The 17,951-nt window shown below is 72.2% G+C and carries 18 protein-coding genes; 12 read left to right on the forward strand and 6 right to left on the reverse strand.

From position 1 onward, the window contains the following. A partial coding sequence (locus tag V7E45_RS28685; RefSeq protein WP_333777103.1) for a biotin--[acetyl-CoA-carboxylase] ligase occupies nucleotides 1–798 on the reverse strand: 798 nt, incomplete at its 3' end. Nucleotides 799–909: 111 nt separating this feature from the next. On the opposite strand from V7E45_RS28685, the gene V7E45_RS28690 reads away from it, so the two are divergent. From V7E45_RS28690 to V7E45_RS28705, 4 genes are all read left to right on the forward strand, one after another. Further along, nucleotides 910–2,514 (forward strand): acyl-CoA carboxylase subunit beta, encoded by a 1,605-nt coding sequence (locus tag V7E45_RS28690; protein WP_333777104.1) that lies wholly within the window; start codon nucleotides 910–912, stop codon nucleotides 2,512–2,514. Between the two features lie 23 nt (nucleotides 2,515–2,537). Further along, nucleotides 2,538–2,747, forward strand: coding sequence for an acyl-CoA carboxylase epsilon subunit (locus tag V7E45_RS28695; protein ID WP_333777105.1), 210 nt, complete (start codon nucleotides 2,538–2,540; stop codon nucleotides 2,745–2,747). Between the two features lie 85 nt (nucleotides 2,748–2,832). Beyond that, the gene (mmpB, locus tag V7E45_RS28700) at nucleotides 2,833–2,961 is read left to right on the forward strand and encodes a morphogenic membrane protein MmpB (protein WP_020941864.1); all 129 of its coding nucleotides are present in this window, start codon (nucleotides 2,833–2,835) and stop codon (nucleotides 2,959–2,961) included. 32 nt (nucleotides 2,962–2,993) lie between these two features. Beyond that, entirely contained in the window at nucleotides 2,994–3,611 is a 618-nt protein-coding gene (locus V7E45_RS28705; RefSeq protein WP_333777106.1) for a Maf family protein, read from the forward strand. On the opposite strand, the gene V7E45_RS28710 is transcribed toward V7E45_RS28705, so the two are convergent. Beyond that, nucleotides 3,583–4,170, reverse strand: coding sequence for a hypothetical protein (locus tag V7E45_RS28710; protein WP_333777107.1), 588 nt, complete (start codon nucleotides 4,168–4,170; stop codon nucleotides 3,583–3,585). The genes V7E45_RS28705 and V7E45_RS28710 overlap by 29 nt on opposite strands. Nucleotides 4,171–4,545: 375 nt before the next feature. On the opposite strand from V7E45_RS28710, the gene V7E45_RS28715 reads away from it, so the two are divergent. Further along, entirely contained in the window at nucleotides 4,546–6,318 is a 1,773-nt protein-coding gene (locus V7E45_RS28715; RefSeq protein ID WP_333777108.1) for an acetyl/propionyl/methylcrotonyl-CoA carboxylase subunit alpha, read from the forward strand. A gap of 190 nt (nucleotides 6,319–6,508) precedes the next feature. Here V7E45_RS28715 and V7E45_RS28720 read toward each other — a convergent pair whose 3' ends face one another. Then, nucleotides 6,509–7,432, reverse strand: coding sequence for a DeoR/GlpR family DNA-binding transcription regulator (locus tag V7E45_RS28720; RefSeq protein WP_319147863.1), 924 nt, complete (start codon nucleotides 7,430–7,432; stop codon nucleotides 6,509–6,511). 167 nt (nucleotides 7,433–7,599) lie between these two features. Further along, nucleotides 7,600–9,048: an NAD(P)H-quinone dehydrogenase gene (locus V7E45_RS28725; protein WP_333777109.1), complete on the reverse strand. Its 1,449-nt coding sequence runs from the start codon at nucleotides 9,046–9,048 to the stop codon at nucleotides 7,600–7,602. 98 nt (nucleotides 9,049–9,146) lie between these two features. Between V7E45_RS28725 and V7E45_RS28730 the strand changes: the two genes are divergently transcribed. The 3 genes from V7E45_RS28730 (at nucleotide 9,147) to V7E45_RS28740 (ending at nucleotide 12,257) form a co-directional block, all read left to right on the forward strand. Next, nucleotides 9,147–9,584, forward strand: a complete 438-nt coding sequence (locus V7E45_RS28730; RefSeq protein WP_333777110.1) for a gamma-glutamylcyclotransferase — start codon at nucleotides 9,147–9,149, stop codon at nucleotides 9,582–9,584. Between the two features lie 104 nt (nucleotides 9,585–9,688). Further along, nucleotides 9,689–10,513 (forward strand): purine-nucleoside phosphorylase, encoded by an 825-nt coding sequence (locus V7E45_RS28735; RefSeq protein ID WP_333777111.1) that lies wholly within the window; start codon nucleotides 9,689–9,691, stop codon nucleotides 10,511–10,513. Nucleotides 10,514–10,610: 97 nt separating this feature from the next. Further along, on the forward strand, nucleotides 10,611–12,257 hold the full coding sequence (locus tag V7E45_RS28740) for a phospho-sugar mutase (RefSeq protein WP_333777112.1): 1,647 nt from the start codon (nucleotides 10,611–10,613) through the stop codon (nucleotides 12,255–12,257). 169 nt (nucleotides 12,258–12,426) lie between these two features. Here the strand turns inward: V7E45_RS28740 and V7E45_RS28745 are convergent, their stop codons facing one another. Continuing rightward, the gene (locus V7E45_RS28745) at nucleotides 12,427–13,089 is read right to left on the reverse strand and encodes a PH domain-containing protein (RefSeq protein WP_333777113.1); all 663 of its coding nucleotides are present in this window, start codon (nucleotides 13,087–13,089) and stop codon (nucleotides 12,427–12,429) included. A gap of 141 nt (nucleotides 13,090–13,230) precedes the next feature. Here V7E45_RS28745 and deoC point away from each other — a divergent pair, with 141 nt between their 5' ends. From deoC to V7E45_RS28760, 3 genes are read left to right on the forward strand one after another with little or no spacing between them, the layout of a single operon-like run. Then, nucleotides 13,231–14,196, forward strand: coding sequence for a deoxyribose-phosphate aldolase (deoC, locus tag V7E45_RS28750; RefSeq protein WP_443056274.1), 966 nt, complete (start codon nucleotides 13,231–13,233; stop codon nucleotides 14,194–14,196). A 5-nt stretch (nucleotides 14,197–14,201) separates the two neighbouring features. Beyond that, nucleotides 14,202–15,638 (forward strand): aldehyde dehydrogenase family protein, encoded by a 1,437-nt coding sequence (locus V7E45_RS28755; RefSeq protein ID WP_333777115.1) that lies wholly within the window; start codon nucleotides 14,202–14,204, stop codon nucleotides 15,636–15,638. Then, nucleotides 15,631–16,515 carry an aldehyde dehydrogenase family protein gene (locus V7E45_RS28760; RefSeq protein ID WP_333777116.1) on the forward strand — a complete coding sequence of 295 codons (885 nt, stop codon included), beginning with the start codon at nucleotides 15,631–15,633 and terminating at the stop codon, nucleotides 16,513–16,515. The genes V7E45_RS28755 and V7E45_RS28760 overlap by 8 nt, the downstream gene beginning before the upstream one ends. 127 nt (nucleotides 16,516–16,642) lie before the next feature. On the opposite strand, the gene V7E45_RS28765 is transcribed toward V7E45_RS28760, so the two are convergent. Beyond that, the gene (locus tag V7E45_RS28765) at nucleotides 16,643–17,068 is read right to left on the reverse strand and encodes a hypothetical protein (protein ID WP_333777117.1); all 426 of its coding nucleotides are present in this window, start codon (nucleotides 17,066–17,068) and stop codon (nucleotides 16,643–16,645) included. Between the two features lie 160 nt (nucleotides 17,069–17,228). On the opposite strand from V7E45_RS28765, the gene V7E45_RS28770 reads away from it, so the two are divergent. Continuing rightward, nucleotides 17,229–17,831, forward strand: a complete 603-nt coding sequence (locus tag V7E45_RS28770) for a uridine kinase family protein (protein ID WP_333777118.1) — start codon at nucleotides 17,229–17,231, stop codon at nucleotides 17,829–17,831. Nucleotides 17,832–17,951: the final 120 nt, after the last annotated feature.

The raw sequence follows: 17,951 nt of genomic DNA on the forward strand, positions 1-17,951 counted from the left end.
GGCGATGACCAGCCGCCCGTCCCCGTCCACCGCCACCGCCTCGCCGACGATCGACCGCTCCCCCGGCAGCTCCGCCCGCACCGCGCGCCCCAGCGTCGCGCACCCCGCCGCGTACGTCTCCTGCAACCCACTGCGCGCCGGATCACCGCCCGCGTCCCGCCACCGCCCGTACCACTCCTCCAGCGACCGCAGCACGGCCCGCAGCAGCGGATCCCGGTCCGTGGTCACCGCACCGGCCAGCGCCAGCGACCCCGCAGTCGGCACCGGCAGCTCCGACGCCCGCAGCGACACGTTGAGGCCCACACCGACGACCACCCCACCGTCCCCGGCCCGCTCCGCGAGGATCCCCCCGGCCTTGCGCTCCTCACCGCCGACCTTCACCAGCAGGTCGTTGGGCCATTTCAGGGCCGTGTCCACGCCCGCGGCCCGGGACAGCCCGGTCGCCACCGCCACACCCGTGAGCAGCGGCAGCCACCCCCAGCGGGCCACCGGCACCTCCACGGGCCGCAGCAGCACGGAGAAGAACAGCCCGGAGCGCGCCGGCGCGGTCCACTGCCGGTCCAGCCGCCCCCGCCCGGCCGTCTGCTCCTCGGCGACCAGCACCGCCCCCTCGCCCACCGTGCCGGCCACGGCCTTGGCGACCAGGTCGGAGTTGGTGGACCCGGTGCGCTGGACCAACTCGACCCCGGACCACAGTCCGCCCTCCCGGAGCAGCCCGCGCCGCAGCGCCGAGGCGTTCAGGGGCGGGCGGTCCAGATCGGACCAGCGGCTGTCGTCTGATGCATTGTGCGGCGTCATGCAAGTCACCCTAGGTGTGGGAAACGCCGCACTGCCGACACGCAGGCGCACCACTACGCTACGGATGAGTAACCGTCCCCCCTTTTGAGCAGGCAGGGAGCCGCGATCCCGATGTCCGAGCCGGAAGAGCGCCAAGAGATCGACATTCACACGACCGCGGGCAAACTCGCGGATCTGCAGCGCCGCATCCACGAGGCGACGCATGCCGGCTCTGAGCGCGCCGTCGAGAAGCAGCACGCCAAGGGCAAACTGACGGCCCGTGAGCGGATCGAGCTCCTGCTCGACGAGGACTCCTTCGTCGAGCTGGACGAGTTCGCCCAGCACCGCTCCACCAACTTCGGCCTGGAGAAGAACCGCCCGTACGGCGACGGCGTGGTGACCGGCTACGGCACGGTCGACGGCCGCCCGGTCGCGGTCTTCTCGCAGGACTTCACCGTCTTCGGCGGCGCCCTCGGCGAGGTCTACGGCCAGAAGATCGTCAAGGTCATGGACTTCGCGCTGAAGACCGGCTGCCCGGTCATCGGCATCAACGACTCCGGCGGCGCCCGCATCCAGGAGGGCGTGGCCTCCCTGGGCGCCTACGGCGAGATCTTCCGCCGCAACACGCACGCCTCGGGTGTCATCCCGCAGATCAGCCTGGTCGTCGGCCCCTGCGCGGGCGGCGCGGTCTACTCCCCGGCCATCACCGACTTCACGGTCATGGTCGACCAGACCTCGCACATGTTCATCACCGGCCCGGACGTCATCAAGACCGTCACCGGCGAGGACGTCGGCTTCGAGGAGCTGGGCGGCGCCCGCACGCACAACGCGACCTCCGGCGTGGCCCACCACATGTCGGGCGACGAGAAGGACGCCATCGAGTACGTCAAGCAGCTGCTGTCGTACCTGCCGTCGAACAACCTCTCCGAGGCCCCGGTCTTCGCGGAGGAGGCGGACCTCGCCCTCACCGACGAGGACCGCGAGCTGGACACGCTCGTCCCGGACAGCGCTAACCAGCCGTACGACATCCGCACGGTGGTCGAACACGTCCTGGACGACGCCGAGTTCTTCGAGACGCAGGCCCTTTTCGCGCCGAACATCGTGACGGGTTTCGGCCGGGTCGAGGGCCACCCGGTGGGCATTGTCGCCAACCAGCCGATGCAGTTCGCCGGCTGCCTCGACATCGACGCGTCGGAGAAGGCCGCCCGCTTCGTGCGCACCTGCGACGCGTTCAACGTCCCGGTGCTCACCTTCGTGGACGTGCCGGGCTTCCTGCCGGGCGTCGACCAGGAGCACACCGGCATCATCCGCCGCGGCGCCAAGCTGATCTACGCGTACGCGGAGGCCACGGTCCCGCTGATCACGGTGATCACCCGCAAGGCCTTCGGCGGTGCCTACGACGTCATGGGCTCCAAGCACCTGGGCGCCGACCTCAACCTCGCGTGGCCGACCGCCCAGATCGCCGTGATGGGCGCCCAGGGCGCGGTCAACATCCTGCACCGCCGCACCCTCGCGGAGGCCGAGGCGAACGGCGAGGACCTGGAGGCCGTGCGCGCCCGGCTGATCCAGGAGTACGAGGACGCCCTGCTCAACCCCTACGTCGCGGCCGAGCGCGGGTACATCGACGCGGTGATCATGCCGTCCGACACCCGTGCCCACATCGTCCGCGGCCTGCGTCAGCTGCGCACCAAGCGGGAATCCCTGCCTCCGAAGAAGCACGGCAACATCCCCCTGTAGGCCCGCGGACCCTGGGAGCGCTCATGAACATCAAGGTCGTACGTGGCAACCCGACCCCGGAGGAGCTGGCCGCCGCCCTGGCGGTGGTCCGCGCCCGCGCCGCGGCCGAGGCCGCGGCGCCGCCCGGCGCGCCCGGGCCGCGGGACTCCTGGTCGGACCCGTCCCGGATCGCGGGGCACCGTGTCCCTCGCCCCGGCCCGGCGTCCTGGACCCGCACCTACTGGCCGAGCTGAGGCACGGCGGCGCGCCGCGCGGGGCGCGAGTTTTTGAGTACCGGTACTCAGGCGCCCCGCCCGGCCGAGGCCGCACGCTGGGGACATGCTGTGGTCAGACCCAGAGAACGAGCCGCCCGACGAACTGCGCGACATGCAGGAGATGCTGCGGCGGCTCGGTCTCGTCCTGGCCCTCGCGATGGTGCTGGGGATGATCGTGATCGGTCTGAGGTGAGTCCGGCGGTGCCGCGTGACTAACCTGGCCGCATGACTGCCAAGAGCCGCCGGCGACTCGTGCTCGCCTCCCAGTCCCCCGCCCGTCTCGGCCTGCTGCGGCAGGCGGGTCTCGCCCCCGAGGTGATCGTCAGCGGGGTCGACGAGGACGCCGTCAGCGCGCCCACCCCGGCCGAACTGGCACTCGCCCTGGCCGAGGCCAAGGCCTCCGTGGTGGCGGCGAAGCCCGAGGTGCGGGGCGCCCTGGTGATCGGCTGCGACTCGGTGCTGGAGCTGGACGGGCGGGCCCTGGGCAAGCCCGCCGACGCCGAGGAGGCCACCGCCCGCTGGAAGGCGATGCGCGGGCGCACCGGAGTGCTCCAGACGGGGCACTGCATCTGGGACACGGCCGCCGAGCGGCACGTCTCCGCGACCGCCTCCACCGTCGTCCGCTTCGGCGAGCCCAGCGACGAGGAGGTCGCCGCGTACGTGGCCTCCGGCGAACCCCTCTACGTCGCCGGAGCGTTCACCCTGGACGGCCGCTCGGCGCCGTTCATCGAGGGCATCGACGGCGACCACGGCAACGTGATCGGCATCAGCCTGCCCCTGGTGCGCCGACTGCTGGCCCGACTCGGCGTGGGCATCACGGAGTTGTGGGCGTCGGACGAGTGACCTGGGCGGGGACGGAGTCCTGCGGCTCCTCGTCCCCGTCCTGCGGTTCGTCCGCACTGCCGTGCGACCGCGCCACGCCGTCCGGGGCCCCGGCCGGCTCGGCCTCCGCCCGCGGCGCTCCGCCCTGGTCCCCGGCGCCGCCGCCGGGGGCCTGCCGCTCCGGGCCGCCGTCGCGGTCGTACGTCATCAGGAGCAGCACCACGAGGCCGAGCACGGCCACCATGAACACGAAGGCGGTCCAGCCCACCAGGCCCCAGGCGAACGCGCCCAGCAGGCCGTGCACGACCGCGACGCTGATCAGCAGGATCCGGCCGAAGCCCGCCGGGGGCCGGTTGCGGATCGCGACGAGCAGGGCCACGAGGGCGCACAGCGCGAAGTACAGGCCGAAGACGAGGCCGCCGATCTTCGAGGACGTCGACATGACGTCCGGGTCGAGTCCCGCCAGGGACATCTTCTGCCGGTCCACGACCACTCCGAGGAACCAGTTCAATGCGGCGATCACGAACGCCTCCGCCAGGAGCACGACCGCCACGACCCACGCCACCGGTCTGCGCACCACCGGCTTCCACCCACCTTCGCCCGCAGCCCGAGCGGAGCTGCTGTTACCTGAAGTACGTTCGAGTCGACGTGAACGCTACTAACGGGTAAACCGAGGGACAAGGGTTTGGTCGGCGGCAAAGAATCATTGGGCCATTCGTAGGGACTCGACAAAGAAACCGAGTGGCCCGCGGCACGCTCTCACAGAGACCTTGACCACACGACGGGGCTAGGGTTTCCCGCAGGAGTCCTGCGTACCGAGCCGGCACAAGGGATTTCGCGGGTCGGGCGAGCCCCGCATCACGCTCCGTGTGGGCAAGCTCACCATTGGGGACGGGTCGAAGTGCCGTGTCGGCAGTCCCTAAACTCGGCTTGTTTCAAGGAGGGAGCCTCAATCGTGCGCAAGGTGCTCATCGCCAACCGTGGCGAAATCGCTGTCCGCGTGGCCCGGGCCTGCCGGGACGCCGGGATCGCGAGCGTGGCCGTATACGCCGACCCGGACCGGGACGCTCTGCATGTCCGCGCCGCGGATGAGGCGTTCGCCCTGGGCGGTGACACTCCGGCGACCAGTTATCTGGACATCGAGAAGGTCCTGAACGCCGCCCGTGAGTCGGGCGCGGACGCCATCCACCCGGGCTACGGCTTCCTCTCGGAGAACGCCGAGTTCGCCCAGGCGGTCCTGGACGCGGGCCTGAACTGGATCGGCCCGCCGCCGCAGGCCATCCGCGACCTCGGCGACAAGGTCGCCGCCCGGCACATCGCGCAGCGGGCCGGCGCCCCGCTGGTGGCGGGTACGCCCGACCCGGTGAGCGGTGCCGAGGAGGTCGTCGCCTTCGCCGAGGAGCACGGCCTGCCGATCGCCATCAAGGCCGCCTTCGGTGGCGGTGGCCGCGGCCTGAAGGTCGCCCGGACCCTGGAAGAGGTCCCGGAGCTGTACGACTCCGCGGTGCGCGAGGCGGTCGCCGCCTTCGGCCGCGGCGAGTGCTTCGTCGAGCGCTACCTGGACCGTCCGCGTCACGTGGAGACCCAGTGCCTCGCCGACAAGCACGGCAACGTGGTCGTGGTCTCCACCCGTGACTGCTCGCTGCAGCGCCGCCACCAGAAGCTGGTCGAGGAGGCGCCCGCGCCGTTCCTCTCGGACGAGCAGGTGGCCGAGCTGTACCGCGCCTCCAAGGCCATCCTCAAGGAGGCCGCCTACGAGGGCGCCGGCACCTGTGAGTTCCTGGTCGGCCAGGACGGCACGATCTCCTTCCTCGAGGTGAACACCCGCCTCCAGGTGGAGCACCCGGTGACCGAGGAGGTCGCCGGCATCGACCTGGTCCGCGAGATGTTCCGCATCGCCGACGGCGAGGAGCTCGGGTACGGCGACCCGGAGCTGCGCGGACACTCGTTCGAGTTCCGGATCAACGGCGAGGACCCGGGCCGCAACTTCCTCCCGGCCCCCGGCACGGTCACCACCTTCGACCCGCCGTCGGGCCCGGGCGTCCGCCTGGACGCGGGCGTGGAGTCCGGCAGCGTGATCGGCCCCGCCTGGGACTCGCTGCTCGCCAAGCTCATCGTCACCGGCCGCACCCGCAAGGAGGCCCTGGAGCGGGCCTCTCGCGCCCTGGAGGAGTTCCAGGTCGAGGGCATGGCCACCGCGATCCCGTTCCACCGCGTGGTGGTCAGGGACCCGGCGTTCGCCCCGGAGCTGACCGGCTCCACCGAGCCGTTCAAGGTCCACACCCGGTGGATCGAGACCGAGTTCGTGAACGAGATCAAGCCCTTCGCCGCCCCGGCCGACGTGGAGGCGGACGAGGAGACGGGCCGCGAGACGGTCGTCGTCGAGGTCGGCGGCAAGCGCCTGGAGGTCTCCCTCCCGTCCTCGCTCGGCATGTCGCTGGCCCGTACCGGCCTCGCCGCCGGCGCCAAGCCCAAGCGGCGCGCGGCCAAGAAGTCCGGCCCGGTGGCCTCCGGTGACACGCTGGCGTCCCCGATGCAGGGCACCATCGTGAAGGTGGCCGTGGAGGAGGGCCAGGAGGTCAAGGAGGGCGACCTGGTCGTCGTCCTGGAGGCCATGAAGATGGAGCAGCCCCTCAACGCCCACAAGGCGGGCACCATCAAGGGCCTCAACTTCGAGGTCGGCGCGTCGGTCACGTCGGGCGCGGCGATCTGCGAGATCAAGGACTGACGGCAGGTACTCCCGCGACGCCCGGTGGACGCATGGTCTGCCGGGCGTTCGCCTTGTGCGGCCCGGCGGCCGTCCTCAGGGGCGCGGGGAACCGCGCGGGCCACCACCAGGAGCCCGCTGCCGCCGGAGCACCCGGCCCCTGCGGCGTGAAGGCGCCCCGGCAACCCTCCGAGAGCCCTCCCGGATCCCGCTAGCGTCGCCGCAGATCGGCGACGCGCCCCCGCTCGACCCCGGCCGGCTGCTCGCCCAGCATCCCGCGCAGTCCGCCCTGCCCCCGTCGCGGCCCCGGCAGCGGACGCCGTGCCGGGACCTGCTCACCCCCCGGAGGACTGCTCGCCCCGGCCACGGCGATCTGCACCCCCTGGTCCGCGAGCGCCTGCAGCTCGGTGCCGGCGCGGTCGTCGTGCGGGGGCGGCTCGTCGGTGACCAGCCGGGTGATGACATCGGTCGGCACGGTCTGGAACATCGTGTCCGTGCCCAGCTTGGTGTGGTCGGCGAGGACCACGACCTCGGCGGCGGCCTGCACCAGTGCCCGGTCGACGGACGCCGAGAGCATGTTGGACGTGGACAGGCCCCGCTCCGCGGTCAGACCGCTGCCCGAGAGGAAGGCCTTGGACACTCTCAGCCCCTGGAGGGACTGTTCGGCGCCGGAGCCGACCAGGGCGTAGTTGGAGCCGCGCAGGGTGCCGCCGGTCATCACGACCTCCACCCGGTTGGCATGGGCCAACGCCTGGGCCACCAGCAGGGAGTTGGTGACAACGGTCAGCCCGGGTACCCGGGCGAGCCGGCGTGCCAGCTCCTGCGTGGTGGTGCCCGCCCCGACCACGATGGCCTCGCCTTCTTCGACGAGGCCCGCGGCGAGGTCGGCGATGGCCGTCTTCTCGGCGGTCGCGAGATGGGATTTCTGCGGAAAGCCGGACTCCCGCGTGAACCCGCCCGGCAGTACCGCACCGCCGTGCCGGCGGTCGAGGAGTCCTTCTGCCTCCAGTGCGCGCACGTCCCGCCGTACGGTCACTTCGGAGGTCTGGACGACGCGGGCGAGTTCACGGAGCGACACGGCCCCGTTCGCTCGCACCATTTCGAGGATCAATTGGCGACGTTCTGCAGCGAACACGAAACTGACAGTAACCCCAACGACCGTCTGGTTTCAGCAGTTTGCGCCGAATAACAGAAGTTGTTCGCACGGTAGGGCGGGGAGTGGTATAAGGCCTAGTCTCCCCGCCTATGCCGCACGCATGCTCGACAACTCCCCGTGACCAGCGGGAAGTCGGGCCCTCGGGCTCAGGCCTCGACGCCTGCCTTACGCGTGTGCAACTGCCGTGCCACCTCCGCGATCGACCCCGACAGGGACGGGTACACCGTGAAGGCGTTCGCGATCTGCTCGACCGTCAGATTGTTGTCGACAGCGATCGAGATGGGGTGGATGAGTTCCGAGGCGCGCGGCGCGACCACCACACCGCCCACGACGATGCCCGTGCCCGGCCGGCAGAAGATCTTCACGAAGCCGTCCCGGATGCCCTGCATCTTGGCGCGCGGGTTGCGGAGCAGAGGCAGCTTCACCACCCGGGCGTCGATCTTGCCCCCGTCCACGTCGCTCTGGCTGTAGCCGACGGTGGCGATCTCGGGGTCGGTGAAGACGTTGGAGGAGACGGTCTTCAGGTTCAGCGGGGCCACCGCGTCGCCGAGGAAGTGGTACATGGCGATACGTCCCTGCATCGCCGCCACCGAGGCGAGCGCGAAGACGCCGGTGACGTCGCCGGCCGCGTACACGCCCGGAGCGGTGGTCCGGGACACCTTGTCGGTCCAGATGTGCCCGGACTCGCGCACCTTGACGCCGGCCTCCTCCAGGCCGAGCCCGGCGCTGTTCGGGATGGCGCCGACCGCCATGAGGCAGTGCGAGCCGGTGATGACGCGCCCGTCGGCCAGGGTCACCTCGACCCGGTCGCCGACGCGCTTGGCGGACTGCGCGCGGGAGCGGGCCATGACGTTCATGCCGCGGCGCCGGAAGACGTCCTCCAGCACGGCGGCGGCGTCCGGGTCCTCGCCCGGCAGCACCCGGTCGCGGGAGGAGACGAGGGTGACCTTCGAGCCCAGCGCCTGGTAGGCGCCGGCGAACTCGGCACCGGTGACGCCGGAGCCGACCACGATCAGCTCTTCCGGCAGCTCGGTGAGGTCGTAGACCTGGGTCCAGTTGAGGATGCGCTCGCCGTCGGGCTGGGCGTCGGGCAGCTCGCGCGGGTGGCCGCCGGTGGCGAGGAGGACGGCGTCGGCGGTGAGGGTCTCCTCGCTGCCGTCGGCCGCGGTGACGACGACCTTGCGGGAGCCGTCGAGGGCCTGCATGCCGTCGAGCCGGCCACGGCCGCGCATGACCCGTGCGCCCGCGCGGGTGACCGAGGCGGTGATGTCGTGCGACTGCGCGAGCGCCAGCCGCTTCACCCGGCGGTTGACCTTGCCCAGGTCCACGCCGACCACCCGGGCCGCCTGCTCCAGCGGCGGGGTGTCGTCCGCGACGATGATCCCCAGCTCCTCGTAGGAGGAGTCGAAGGTGGTCATCACCTCGGCCGTAGCGATAAGGGTCTTCGACGGCACGCAGTCGGTCAGCACCGACGCTCCGCCCAGACCGTCGCAGTCGACGACGGTCACCTCCGCGCCGAGCTGGGCGGCCACCAGGGCCGCCTCGTATCCGCCGGGTCCGCCACCGATGATCACGATCCGAGTCACGTACCCCATTGTCCCGCACGCTTCAAGGTGCTACTGCCCGGGGGGCGGCGGGCGGCCCGGCGCCGGGACCCGGGGGACGCCCGCCGCCGCTGCCGTACCCTCTCCCCATGTCGCTCTATGCCGCCTACGCCGGCAACCTCGACGCGCGCCTGATGTCCCGCCGCGCCCCGCACTCGCCGCTGCGCGCCATCGGCTGGCTGAACGGCTGGCGGCTGACCTTCGGCGGCGAGCAGCTCGGCTGGGAGGGCGCGCTGGCGACGATCGTCGAGGCGCCCGGGGAGCAGGTCTTCGTCGGCCTGTACGACATCGCGCCCATGGACGAGGAGTCCCTGGACCGGTGGGAGGGCACCGGCCTCGGCATCTACCGGCGCATGCGGGTGCGGGTGCACACCCTGGACGGCGAGGAGTCGGCCTGGGCCTACGTGCTGAACGCCTATGAGGGCGGCCTGCCCTCGGCCCGTTACCTGGGCGAGGTCGCGGACGCCGCCGAGTCGGCCGGGGCACCCCACGACTACGTGATGGAACTGCGCAAGCGGCCCTGCTGAGGGGCGCCGGGCGGGCTGCTCGTCGGAAACGACAAGACAACGATCGCCAACCCGTGCGCTCTGTGGTCTACGCGCGTAGGCGAAGACCGGCTACCCTCTTCGGCGTGAACGCATCTCTTCTTCCGGACGACATCCAGGGCGACCCCTACGCCGCCGCCGACGCCGCCGCCGCGCGCCTGCGCGAACTGACCGGCGCCGAGACCCACGACGTCGCCCTCGTGATGGGCTCCGGCTGGGCTCCGGCCGTCGACGCCCTGGGCGCACCCGACGCCGAGTTCCAGGTCACCGAGCTGCCCGGCTTCCCGCCGCCGGTGGTCGAGGGGCACGGCGGCAAGGTCCGCTCGTACGCCTTCGGTGACAAGCGCGCCCTCGTCTTCCTGGGCCGCACGCACTACTACGAGGGCCGTGGCGTCGCCGCCGTCGCGCACGGCGTCCGCACGGCCGTGGCCGCCGGCTGCAAGACCGTCGTGCTGACCAACGGCTGCGGCGGTCTGCGTCAGGGCATGCGCCCCGGTCAGCCGGTGCTGATCAGCGACCACATCAACCTGACGGCGACCTCCCCGATCGTCGGCGCCAACTTCGTCGACCTGACGGACCTGTACTCGCCGCGCCTGCGCGCCCTGTGCAAGGAGATCGACCCCTCCCTGGAGGAGGGCGTCTACGCGCAGTTCCCCGGCCCGCACTACGAGACCCCGGCCGAGATCCGCATGGCCCGTGTCATCGGCGCCGACCTGGTCGGCATGTCCACGGTGCTGGAGGCGATCGCCGCCCGCGAGGCCGGCGCCGAGGTGCTGGGCATCTCCCTCGTGACCAACCTGGCGGCGGGCATGACCGGCGAGCCCCTCAACCACGAGGAGGTCCTCCAGGCGGGCCGCGACTCGGCGGCGCGGATGGGCGAGCTGCTGGGCCAGGTGCTGGGCAAGCTGTAGGCGGCCCCGCTCGGCCCGCCCGTCTCGTGGACCGGCGGGCGAAACGGGGGTCTGGGGGCGGAGCCCTCAGCGGAGACTAGGAGAGGTTGATCCCAAGGTGCACGACGATCTCATCAGCAGGGCGCAGACCTGGCTCGCCGAGGACCCGGACCCGGAGACCCGCGAGGAGCTGGCCAAGCTGATCGACGCCGGTGACACGGCGGAGCTGTCCGCCCGGTTCGGCGGCACGCTCCAGTTCGGCACCGCCGGTCTGCGGGGCGAGCTCGGCGCGGGCCCGATGCGCATGAACCGGGGCGTCGTCATCCGCGCCGCCGCCGGTCTGGCCGCCTACCTGAAGAAGAACGGCACCCCGCACGGCGGCGCGGACGCCGGGCTCGTCGTCATCGGCTACGACGCCCGTCACAAGTCCGCCGACTTCGCCCGGGACACCGCCGCCGTCATGACCGGCGCCGGCCTGCGCGCGGCCGTGCTCCCCCGCCCGCTCCCCACCCCCGTCCTGGCCTTCGCCATACGGCACCTCGGCGCCGTGGCCGGCGTCGAGGTCACCGCCAGCCACAACCCGCCCCGGGACAACGGCTACAAGGTGTACCTCGGCGACGGCTCCCAGATCGTCCCGCCGGCGGACGCGGGGATCGCCGCCGAGATCGACGCGATCGCCTCGCTGCACGACGTGCCCCGCCCGGAGTCCGGCTGGCAGACCCTGGACGACGCGGTCCTCGATGCCTATCTGGCCCGTACCGACGCCGTCCTCGACGCCGGTTCCCCGCGCACCGCCCGCACGGTCTACACGGCGATGCACGGCGTCGGCCGGGACGTCCTGGTGGCGGCCTTCGCCCGCGCCGGCTTCCCCGAGCCGGTGCTGGTCGCCGAGCAGGCCGACCCGGACCCCGACTTCCCGACGGTCGCCTTCCCGAACCCGGAGGAGCCGGGGGCGATGGACCTGGCGTTCGCGCGGGCCCGCGCCACCGACCCGGACCTCGTCATCGCCAACGACCCCGACGCCGACCGCTGCGCGGTGGCCGTCAAGGACGGCGGCGACTGGCGCATGCTGCGCGGCGACGAGGTCGGCGCGCTGCTCGCCGCCCACCTGGTCCGGCGCGGCGCCACCGGCACCTTCGCCGAGTCGATCGTCTCCTCCTCGCTGCTCGGCCGGATCGCGGACAAGGCGGGGCTGCCGTACGAGGAGACCCTGACCGGCTTCAAGTGGATCGCCCGTGTGGACGGCCTGCGCTACGGCTACGAGGAAGCCCTCGGTTACTGCGTGGACCCGGAGGGCGTCCGGGACAAGGACGGCATCACCGCCGCGCTGCTGATCACCGAGCTGGCCTCGGTGCTCAAGGAGCAGGGCCGCACCCTCCTCGACCTCCTCGACGACCTCGCGGTGGAGCACGGCCTGCACGCCACCGACCAGCTGTCGGTGCGGGTCGAGGACCTCTCCGTCATCTCGGAGGCGATGCGCCGCCTGCGCGAGCAGCCGCCGACCGAGCTGGCGGGCCTGGCCATCACCCGCGCCGAGGACCTCACCCGGGGCACGGACCGGCTGCCGCCGACCGACGGCCTGCGCTACACCCTCGACGGCGCCCGGGTCATCGTCCGCCCCAGCGGCACCGAGCCCAAGCTCAAGTGCTACCTGGAGGTCGTCGTCCCGGTCACCGCCCATGCCGACCTCCCGGCCGCCCACGCCCGCGCGAGCGAACTCCTCACGGCGGTCAAGCGCGACCTGTCGTCAGCGGCAGGCATCTGAGACACCAAGCCCGCAGGGGGCGCCCCGGCCCACCGGGGCGCCCCCTGTGGGCTTCTCCTCACGCGTCCCCGCGGGCACCGGCGCACAGCCGTCCCCAGGGCCGCCGCGGCCCCGGCCAGGGGCAGCCCAGCGCCGGGTGGGGCCAGGCCCGCGCCGCCGGCGCGGAGGCTCAGCCCGTGGCCAGCAGGACCAGCAGGAGGACCGCTCCGGCGATCGTGGGGGCGATCACCTCGTACGCCCAGCGCACGGTGACCTCGCCCTGGGCCGAGCGGGCCTTGCCGCGCCGTTCCATGGTGGTGCGGAGGTCGTCGACGATCCGGTCGGACTCGGCTCGGGTGGGGCCGTCGTGGTCGCCGGCGCCGAGGCCGCCGAACAGCCCGAAACCGCCGGATCGGCCGGGCCGGTCCGCCTTGCTCTGCCGGCGTGCCGCCTTCTTGCGGTCGCGCAGCGAGACGGGGATGGCCCAGAGCTGGTACTTGGTGCCGGAGTTGGCGACGACCTCGTTGGTGTAGCCGGAGCGCACGGAGGCGACCTCGCCCCAGGGCAGGCTGACCGAGCGGAACGGGTTGCGGACCCGCAGCCGGTCCTCGCCGGAGAACACCGCCGGGCGCAGCGTGAAGGCGGTCACGAGCGGGACGAGGAGGATCAGCCCGGCGAGCGCGAACCAGGGGGTGCGCCCGTGTCCGCCGATCAGCGCGTCGATGCCCAGCCAGCCGACGAGCACGAGCAGCAGCACACCGGCCACCAGCGCCAGGGGTGAGCGGTAGATCAGGTCCCTCGCGGTGGACGCCGGGGGCTGTGGCGCGGGTGACTGGTGGTCCGGGGTCGTCATGCTCCCGATTCTGCCCCACGCCCCCGGACCACGGCCGACCCGGCCGGGCGTGTGGGCCGGGGCACGCCGCGCGCCGCCCGGAACCTTCTTTTCCGGTTCCCCGGGGTATACATCCGCTACGCGCGTAGATATGCTCGTCTGGTGACCATGCCCACCTCTGCATCCACAGCTCATGCTCTCGCTGACGTCGCCGCGTCCGACAGCACGCTGCGCCGCTTCCTCCACGGGCTGCCCGGCGTCGACGCGGTCGGCCTGGAGGCGCGCGCCGCCTCTCTCGGCACCCGTTCCATCAAGACCACCGCGAAGGCGTACGCCATCGACCTCGCCATCTCGATGGTCGACCTGACGACGCTGGAAGGCGCGGACACCCCGGGCAAGGTCCGGGCGCTCGGCGCCAAGGCGGTCCACCCCGACCCGACGGACCGCACCACCCCGGCCACGGCCGCGGTGTGCGTGTATCCGGACATGGTGGCCACCGCCAAGGAGGCCGTCGCCGGCTCGGGCGTGAAGGTCGCCTCGGTCGCCACCGCCTTCCCGGCCGGCCGCGCCGCCCTCGACGTGAAGCTGGCCGACGTGCGCGACGCCGTCGCCGCGGGCGCCGACGAGATCGACATGGTCATCGACCGGGGCGCGTTCCTCGCGGGCAAGTACCTGAAGGTGTACGACGAGATCGTCGCCGTGAAGGAGGCCTGCGGGACGGACGCCCGGCTGAAGGTCATCTTCGAGACCGGCGAGCTGTCGACGTACGACAACATCCGCCGGGCGAGCTGGCTGGGCATGCTGGCGGGCGCGGACTTCATCAAGACCTCCACCGGCAAGGTCGCGGTCAACGCCACCCCCGCCAACACCCTGCTGATGCTGGAGGCGGTGCGCGACTACCGGGCGCAGACCGGTGTCCAGGTCGGCGTCAAGCCCGCCGGCGGCATCCGCACCACCAAGGACGCGGTCAAGTTCCTGGTCCTGGTCAACGAGACCGCGGGCGAGGACTGGCTGGACAACCACTGGTTCCGCTTCGGCGCCTCCTCGCTGCTGAACGACCTGCTCATGCAGCGTCAGAAGCTGGCCACCGGCCGCTACTCCGGCCCCGACTACGTGACGGTGGACTGATCACCATGGCATCCGCATTCGAGTACGCACCGGCACCCGAGTCCCGCTCGGTCGTCGACATCGCCCCCTCCTACGGCCTGTTCATCGACGGCGAGTTCGTGGAGGCGGCCGACGGCAAGGTCTTCAAGACCGTCTCGCCGAGCACCGAGGAGGTGCTGTCGGAGGTCGCGCAGGCCGGCGCCGAGGACGTGGACCGTGCCGTCCGGGCCGCCCGCAAGGCGTTCGAGAAGTGGTCGGCGCTGCCGGGCTCAGAGCGCGCGAAGTACCTGTTCCGCATCGCCCGCATCGTCCAGGAGCGCAGCCGTGAGCTGGCGGTCCTGGAGACGCTGGACAACGGCAAGCCGATCAAGGAGACCCGCGACGCGGACCTCCCGCTGGTCGCCGCGCACTTCTTCTACTACGCGGGCTGGGCCGACAAGCTGGACCACGCCGGCTTCGGCGCGAGTCCGCGGCCGCTCGGGGTGGCCGGCCAGGTCATCCCGTGGAACTTCCCGCTGCTGATGCTGGCGTGGAAGATCGCCCCGGCCCTCGCGACCGGCAACACGGTCGTCCTCAAGCCCGCCGAGACCACCCCGCTGTCCGCGCTGTTCTTCGCGGACATCTGCCGCCAGGCCGGCCTGCCCAAGGGCGTCGTCAACATCCTCCCGGGCTACGGGGACGCGGGTGCCGCGCTCGTCGCGCACCCGGACGTGAACAAGGTCGCCTTCACCGGCTCCACGGCCGTCGGCAAGGAGATCGCCCGCACGGTCGCGGGCACGAGCAAGAAGCTCACCCTGGAACTGGGCGGCAAGGGCGCCAACATCGTCTTCGACGACGCGCCGATCGACCAGGCGGTCGAGGGCATCGTCACCGGCATCTTCTTCAACCAGGGCCAGGTCTGCTGCGCGGGCAGCCGCCTGCTCGTCCAGGAGTCGATCCAGGACGAGCTGCTGGACGCCCTCAAGCGCCGGCTGTCCACGCTGCGCCTCGGCGACCCGCTGGACAAGAACACCGACATCGGCGCGATCAACTCCGCCGAGCAGCTGGCCCGGATCACCACGCTCGCGGAGCGCGGCGAGGCCGAGGGCGCCGAGCGCTGGTCGCCCGCGTGTGAACTCCCCACCTCCGGCTACTGGTTCGCCCCGACGCTGTTCACCAACGTCACCCAGGCGCACACCATCGCCCGCGACGAGATCTTCGGCCCGGTGCTCTCGGTCCTCACCTTCCGCACGCCGGACGAGGCCGTCGCCAAGGCGAACAACACGCAGTACGGCCTGTCGGCGGGCATCTGGACCGAGAAGGGCTCCCGGATCCTGGCCGTCGCGAACAAGCTCCGCGCCGGTGTCGTCTGGTCCAACACGTTCAACAAGTTCGATCCGACCTCGCCGTTCGGCGGTTACAAGGAGTCGGGCTTCGGCCGCGAGGGCGGCCGCCACGGCCTGGAGGCGTACCTCGATGTCTGAGCGACTTTCTGTCTTCAAGACCTACAAGCTGTACGTCGGCGGGAAGTTCCCGCGTTCCGAGAGCGGCCGGGTGTACGAGGTGACCGACTCGAAGGGCAAGTGGCTGGCCAACGCCCCCCAGTCCTCCCGCAAGGACGCCCGTGACGCGGTCGTGGCCGCGCGCAAGGCGTTCGGCGGCTGGTCCGGCGCGACCGCCTACAACCGCGGCCAGGTCCTGTACCGCGTCGCGGAGCTGCTGGAGGGCCGCAGGGACCAGTTCGTCCGGGAGGTCGCGGACGCCGAGGGCCTGTCGAAGTCGAAGGCGGCCGCGGTCGTGGACGCCACGATCGACCGCTGGGTCTGGTACGCGGGCTGGACGGACAAGATCGCCCAGGTGGTCGGCGGCGCCAACCCGGTGGCGGGCCCGTACTTCAACCTGTCCTCCCCGGAGCCGACCGGCGTGGTCGCCGTGGTGGCCCCGCAGGAGTCGTCCTTCCTCGGACTGGTCTCGGTGCTCGCCCCGGTGATCGCCACGGGCAACACCGCGGTCGTCGTGGCCTCCGAGAAGGCCCCGCTGCCCGCCCTGTCGCTGGGCGAGGTGCTGGCCACCTCGGACGTCCCCGGCGGGGTCGTCAACGTCCTGTCCGGCCGTACGGCGGAGATCGCGGCCCCGCTCGCCGCGCACCAGGACGTCAACGCGATCGACCTCGCGGGCGCCGACGAGGTGCTGGCGAAGGAGCTGGAGATCGCGGCGGCGGACAACCTCAAGCGCGTCCTTCGTCCACAGCCTGTGGACTACTTCGAGACGCCCGGCACGGAGCGCCTCACGGCGTTCCTGGAGACCAAGACGGTCTGGCACCCCACGGGGTCGCTGGGCGCCTCCGGTTCCTCCTACTGAGCCGGGCCTCCACGGACGAGAGCCGCGCCACCCCTCCGTCCGGGGGCGGCGCGGCTCTCTCGTACCTCTCTGTCGTACAGCTCTCGTCCGGCTCTCCGACGCGTCTGCCGCGCGAGGCCGTCGCCGGTCAGCCCAGCGGCGCGCCCGCGCCGCCGCCGAGCAGCCCGGTCACCTGACCCACCACCGGCAGCGCGCCGAGCGACTCGGCCTCGGCCACCGGCCGGGTCAGGGCCTGCGAGGTGACCGGCTTGAAGTCGGCGACCCGGGTGCCGACCCCGTTGTCCAGCGGGTCGACACCGGTCCCGGCGAGCGGGTTGGGCTTGAGGCCCGTGACCGGCCCGGTGACGTAGCCGACCGTGCCGGTGAGCGCCGTCAGTCCGGCCTGCGGGTCGATGTGGCCGAGCGAGGTGGGCCGCCAGGGCACCTCCAGGGGCTGACCGGACGCGTCCGCGTGCGCCGTGGCCGCGCCCGCTCCCAGGGCCGCCGTGGCGGTGGCCAGGGCGATGAGGGCGCGCTGCGCCACGGGGTGCGGGGAGGAAGTGTGTCGGGCCATCTCTGGTGCCACCTTCTGGTGCGCAGGGTAAGGATGTCGACACGAAGGGTAGTTGAGGTGAGACTCACGCTCAAAAGCCGACCCGCGGGGTCGGCAGGGCGCTCACCATGCTTCAAACTGGTGTTCCGTGAGCATTCATCTCCCGGCCCCCGCCCGTGTCGTGCTGCTGTGCGGCCCCTCGGGCTCGGGCAAGTCCCTCGTCGCCGCCCGTTCCGGGCTCCCCGTGCTGCGCCTGGACGACTTCTACAAGGAAGCCGGCGACCCGACTCTGCCCCTGGTCGAGGGGAGTTCGGACATCGACTGGGACCACCCGGAGTCCTGGGACGCGGACGTCGCGGTCGAGGCCATCGCCCGGCTGTGCGCCACGGGTTCGACGCCGGTCCCGGTCTACGACATCTCACTCAGCGCCCGTACCGGCGAGGAGACACTGCGCATCGGGCGTACCCCGCTGTTCATCGCGGAGGGCATCTTCGCCGCGGAGATCGTGGAACGCTGCCGTGAACGGGGCCTGCTGGCCGACGCGCTGTGCCTGAGCCGCGGTCCGTTCACCACCTTCCGCCGGCGTTTCCTGCGGGATCTGCGGGAGGGCCGCAAGTCGGTGCCGTTCCTGCTGCGGCGCGGCTGGCGGCTGATGCGCACCGAGCGGTCGATCGTGGCCCGCCAGGTCTCCCTGGGCGCTCACCCCTGCGACCGCGACGAGGCCCTGGGCCGGCTGGCGGCGGCAGCGGCGGGACGACAGAGCCGGCAGCGGACCGTGGCATGACATGACGGGGCCGGCCGGGGCGGGACGGCCGGGGAACGCGAAACGGGACTGGACGGACCCCCCGGTCCACCAGTCCCGCTCCCTGTGCTCCCCCCGTGTTCCCCGTGCTCGCCCCGCGGG

This window comes from Streptomyces sp. IBSBF 3136 (assembly GCF_036815105.1).
Lineage (GTDB): Bacteria > Actinomycetota > Actinomycetes > Streptomycetales > Streptomycetaceae > Streptomyces.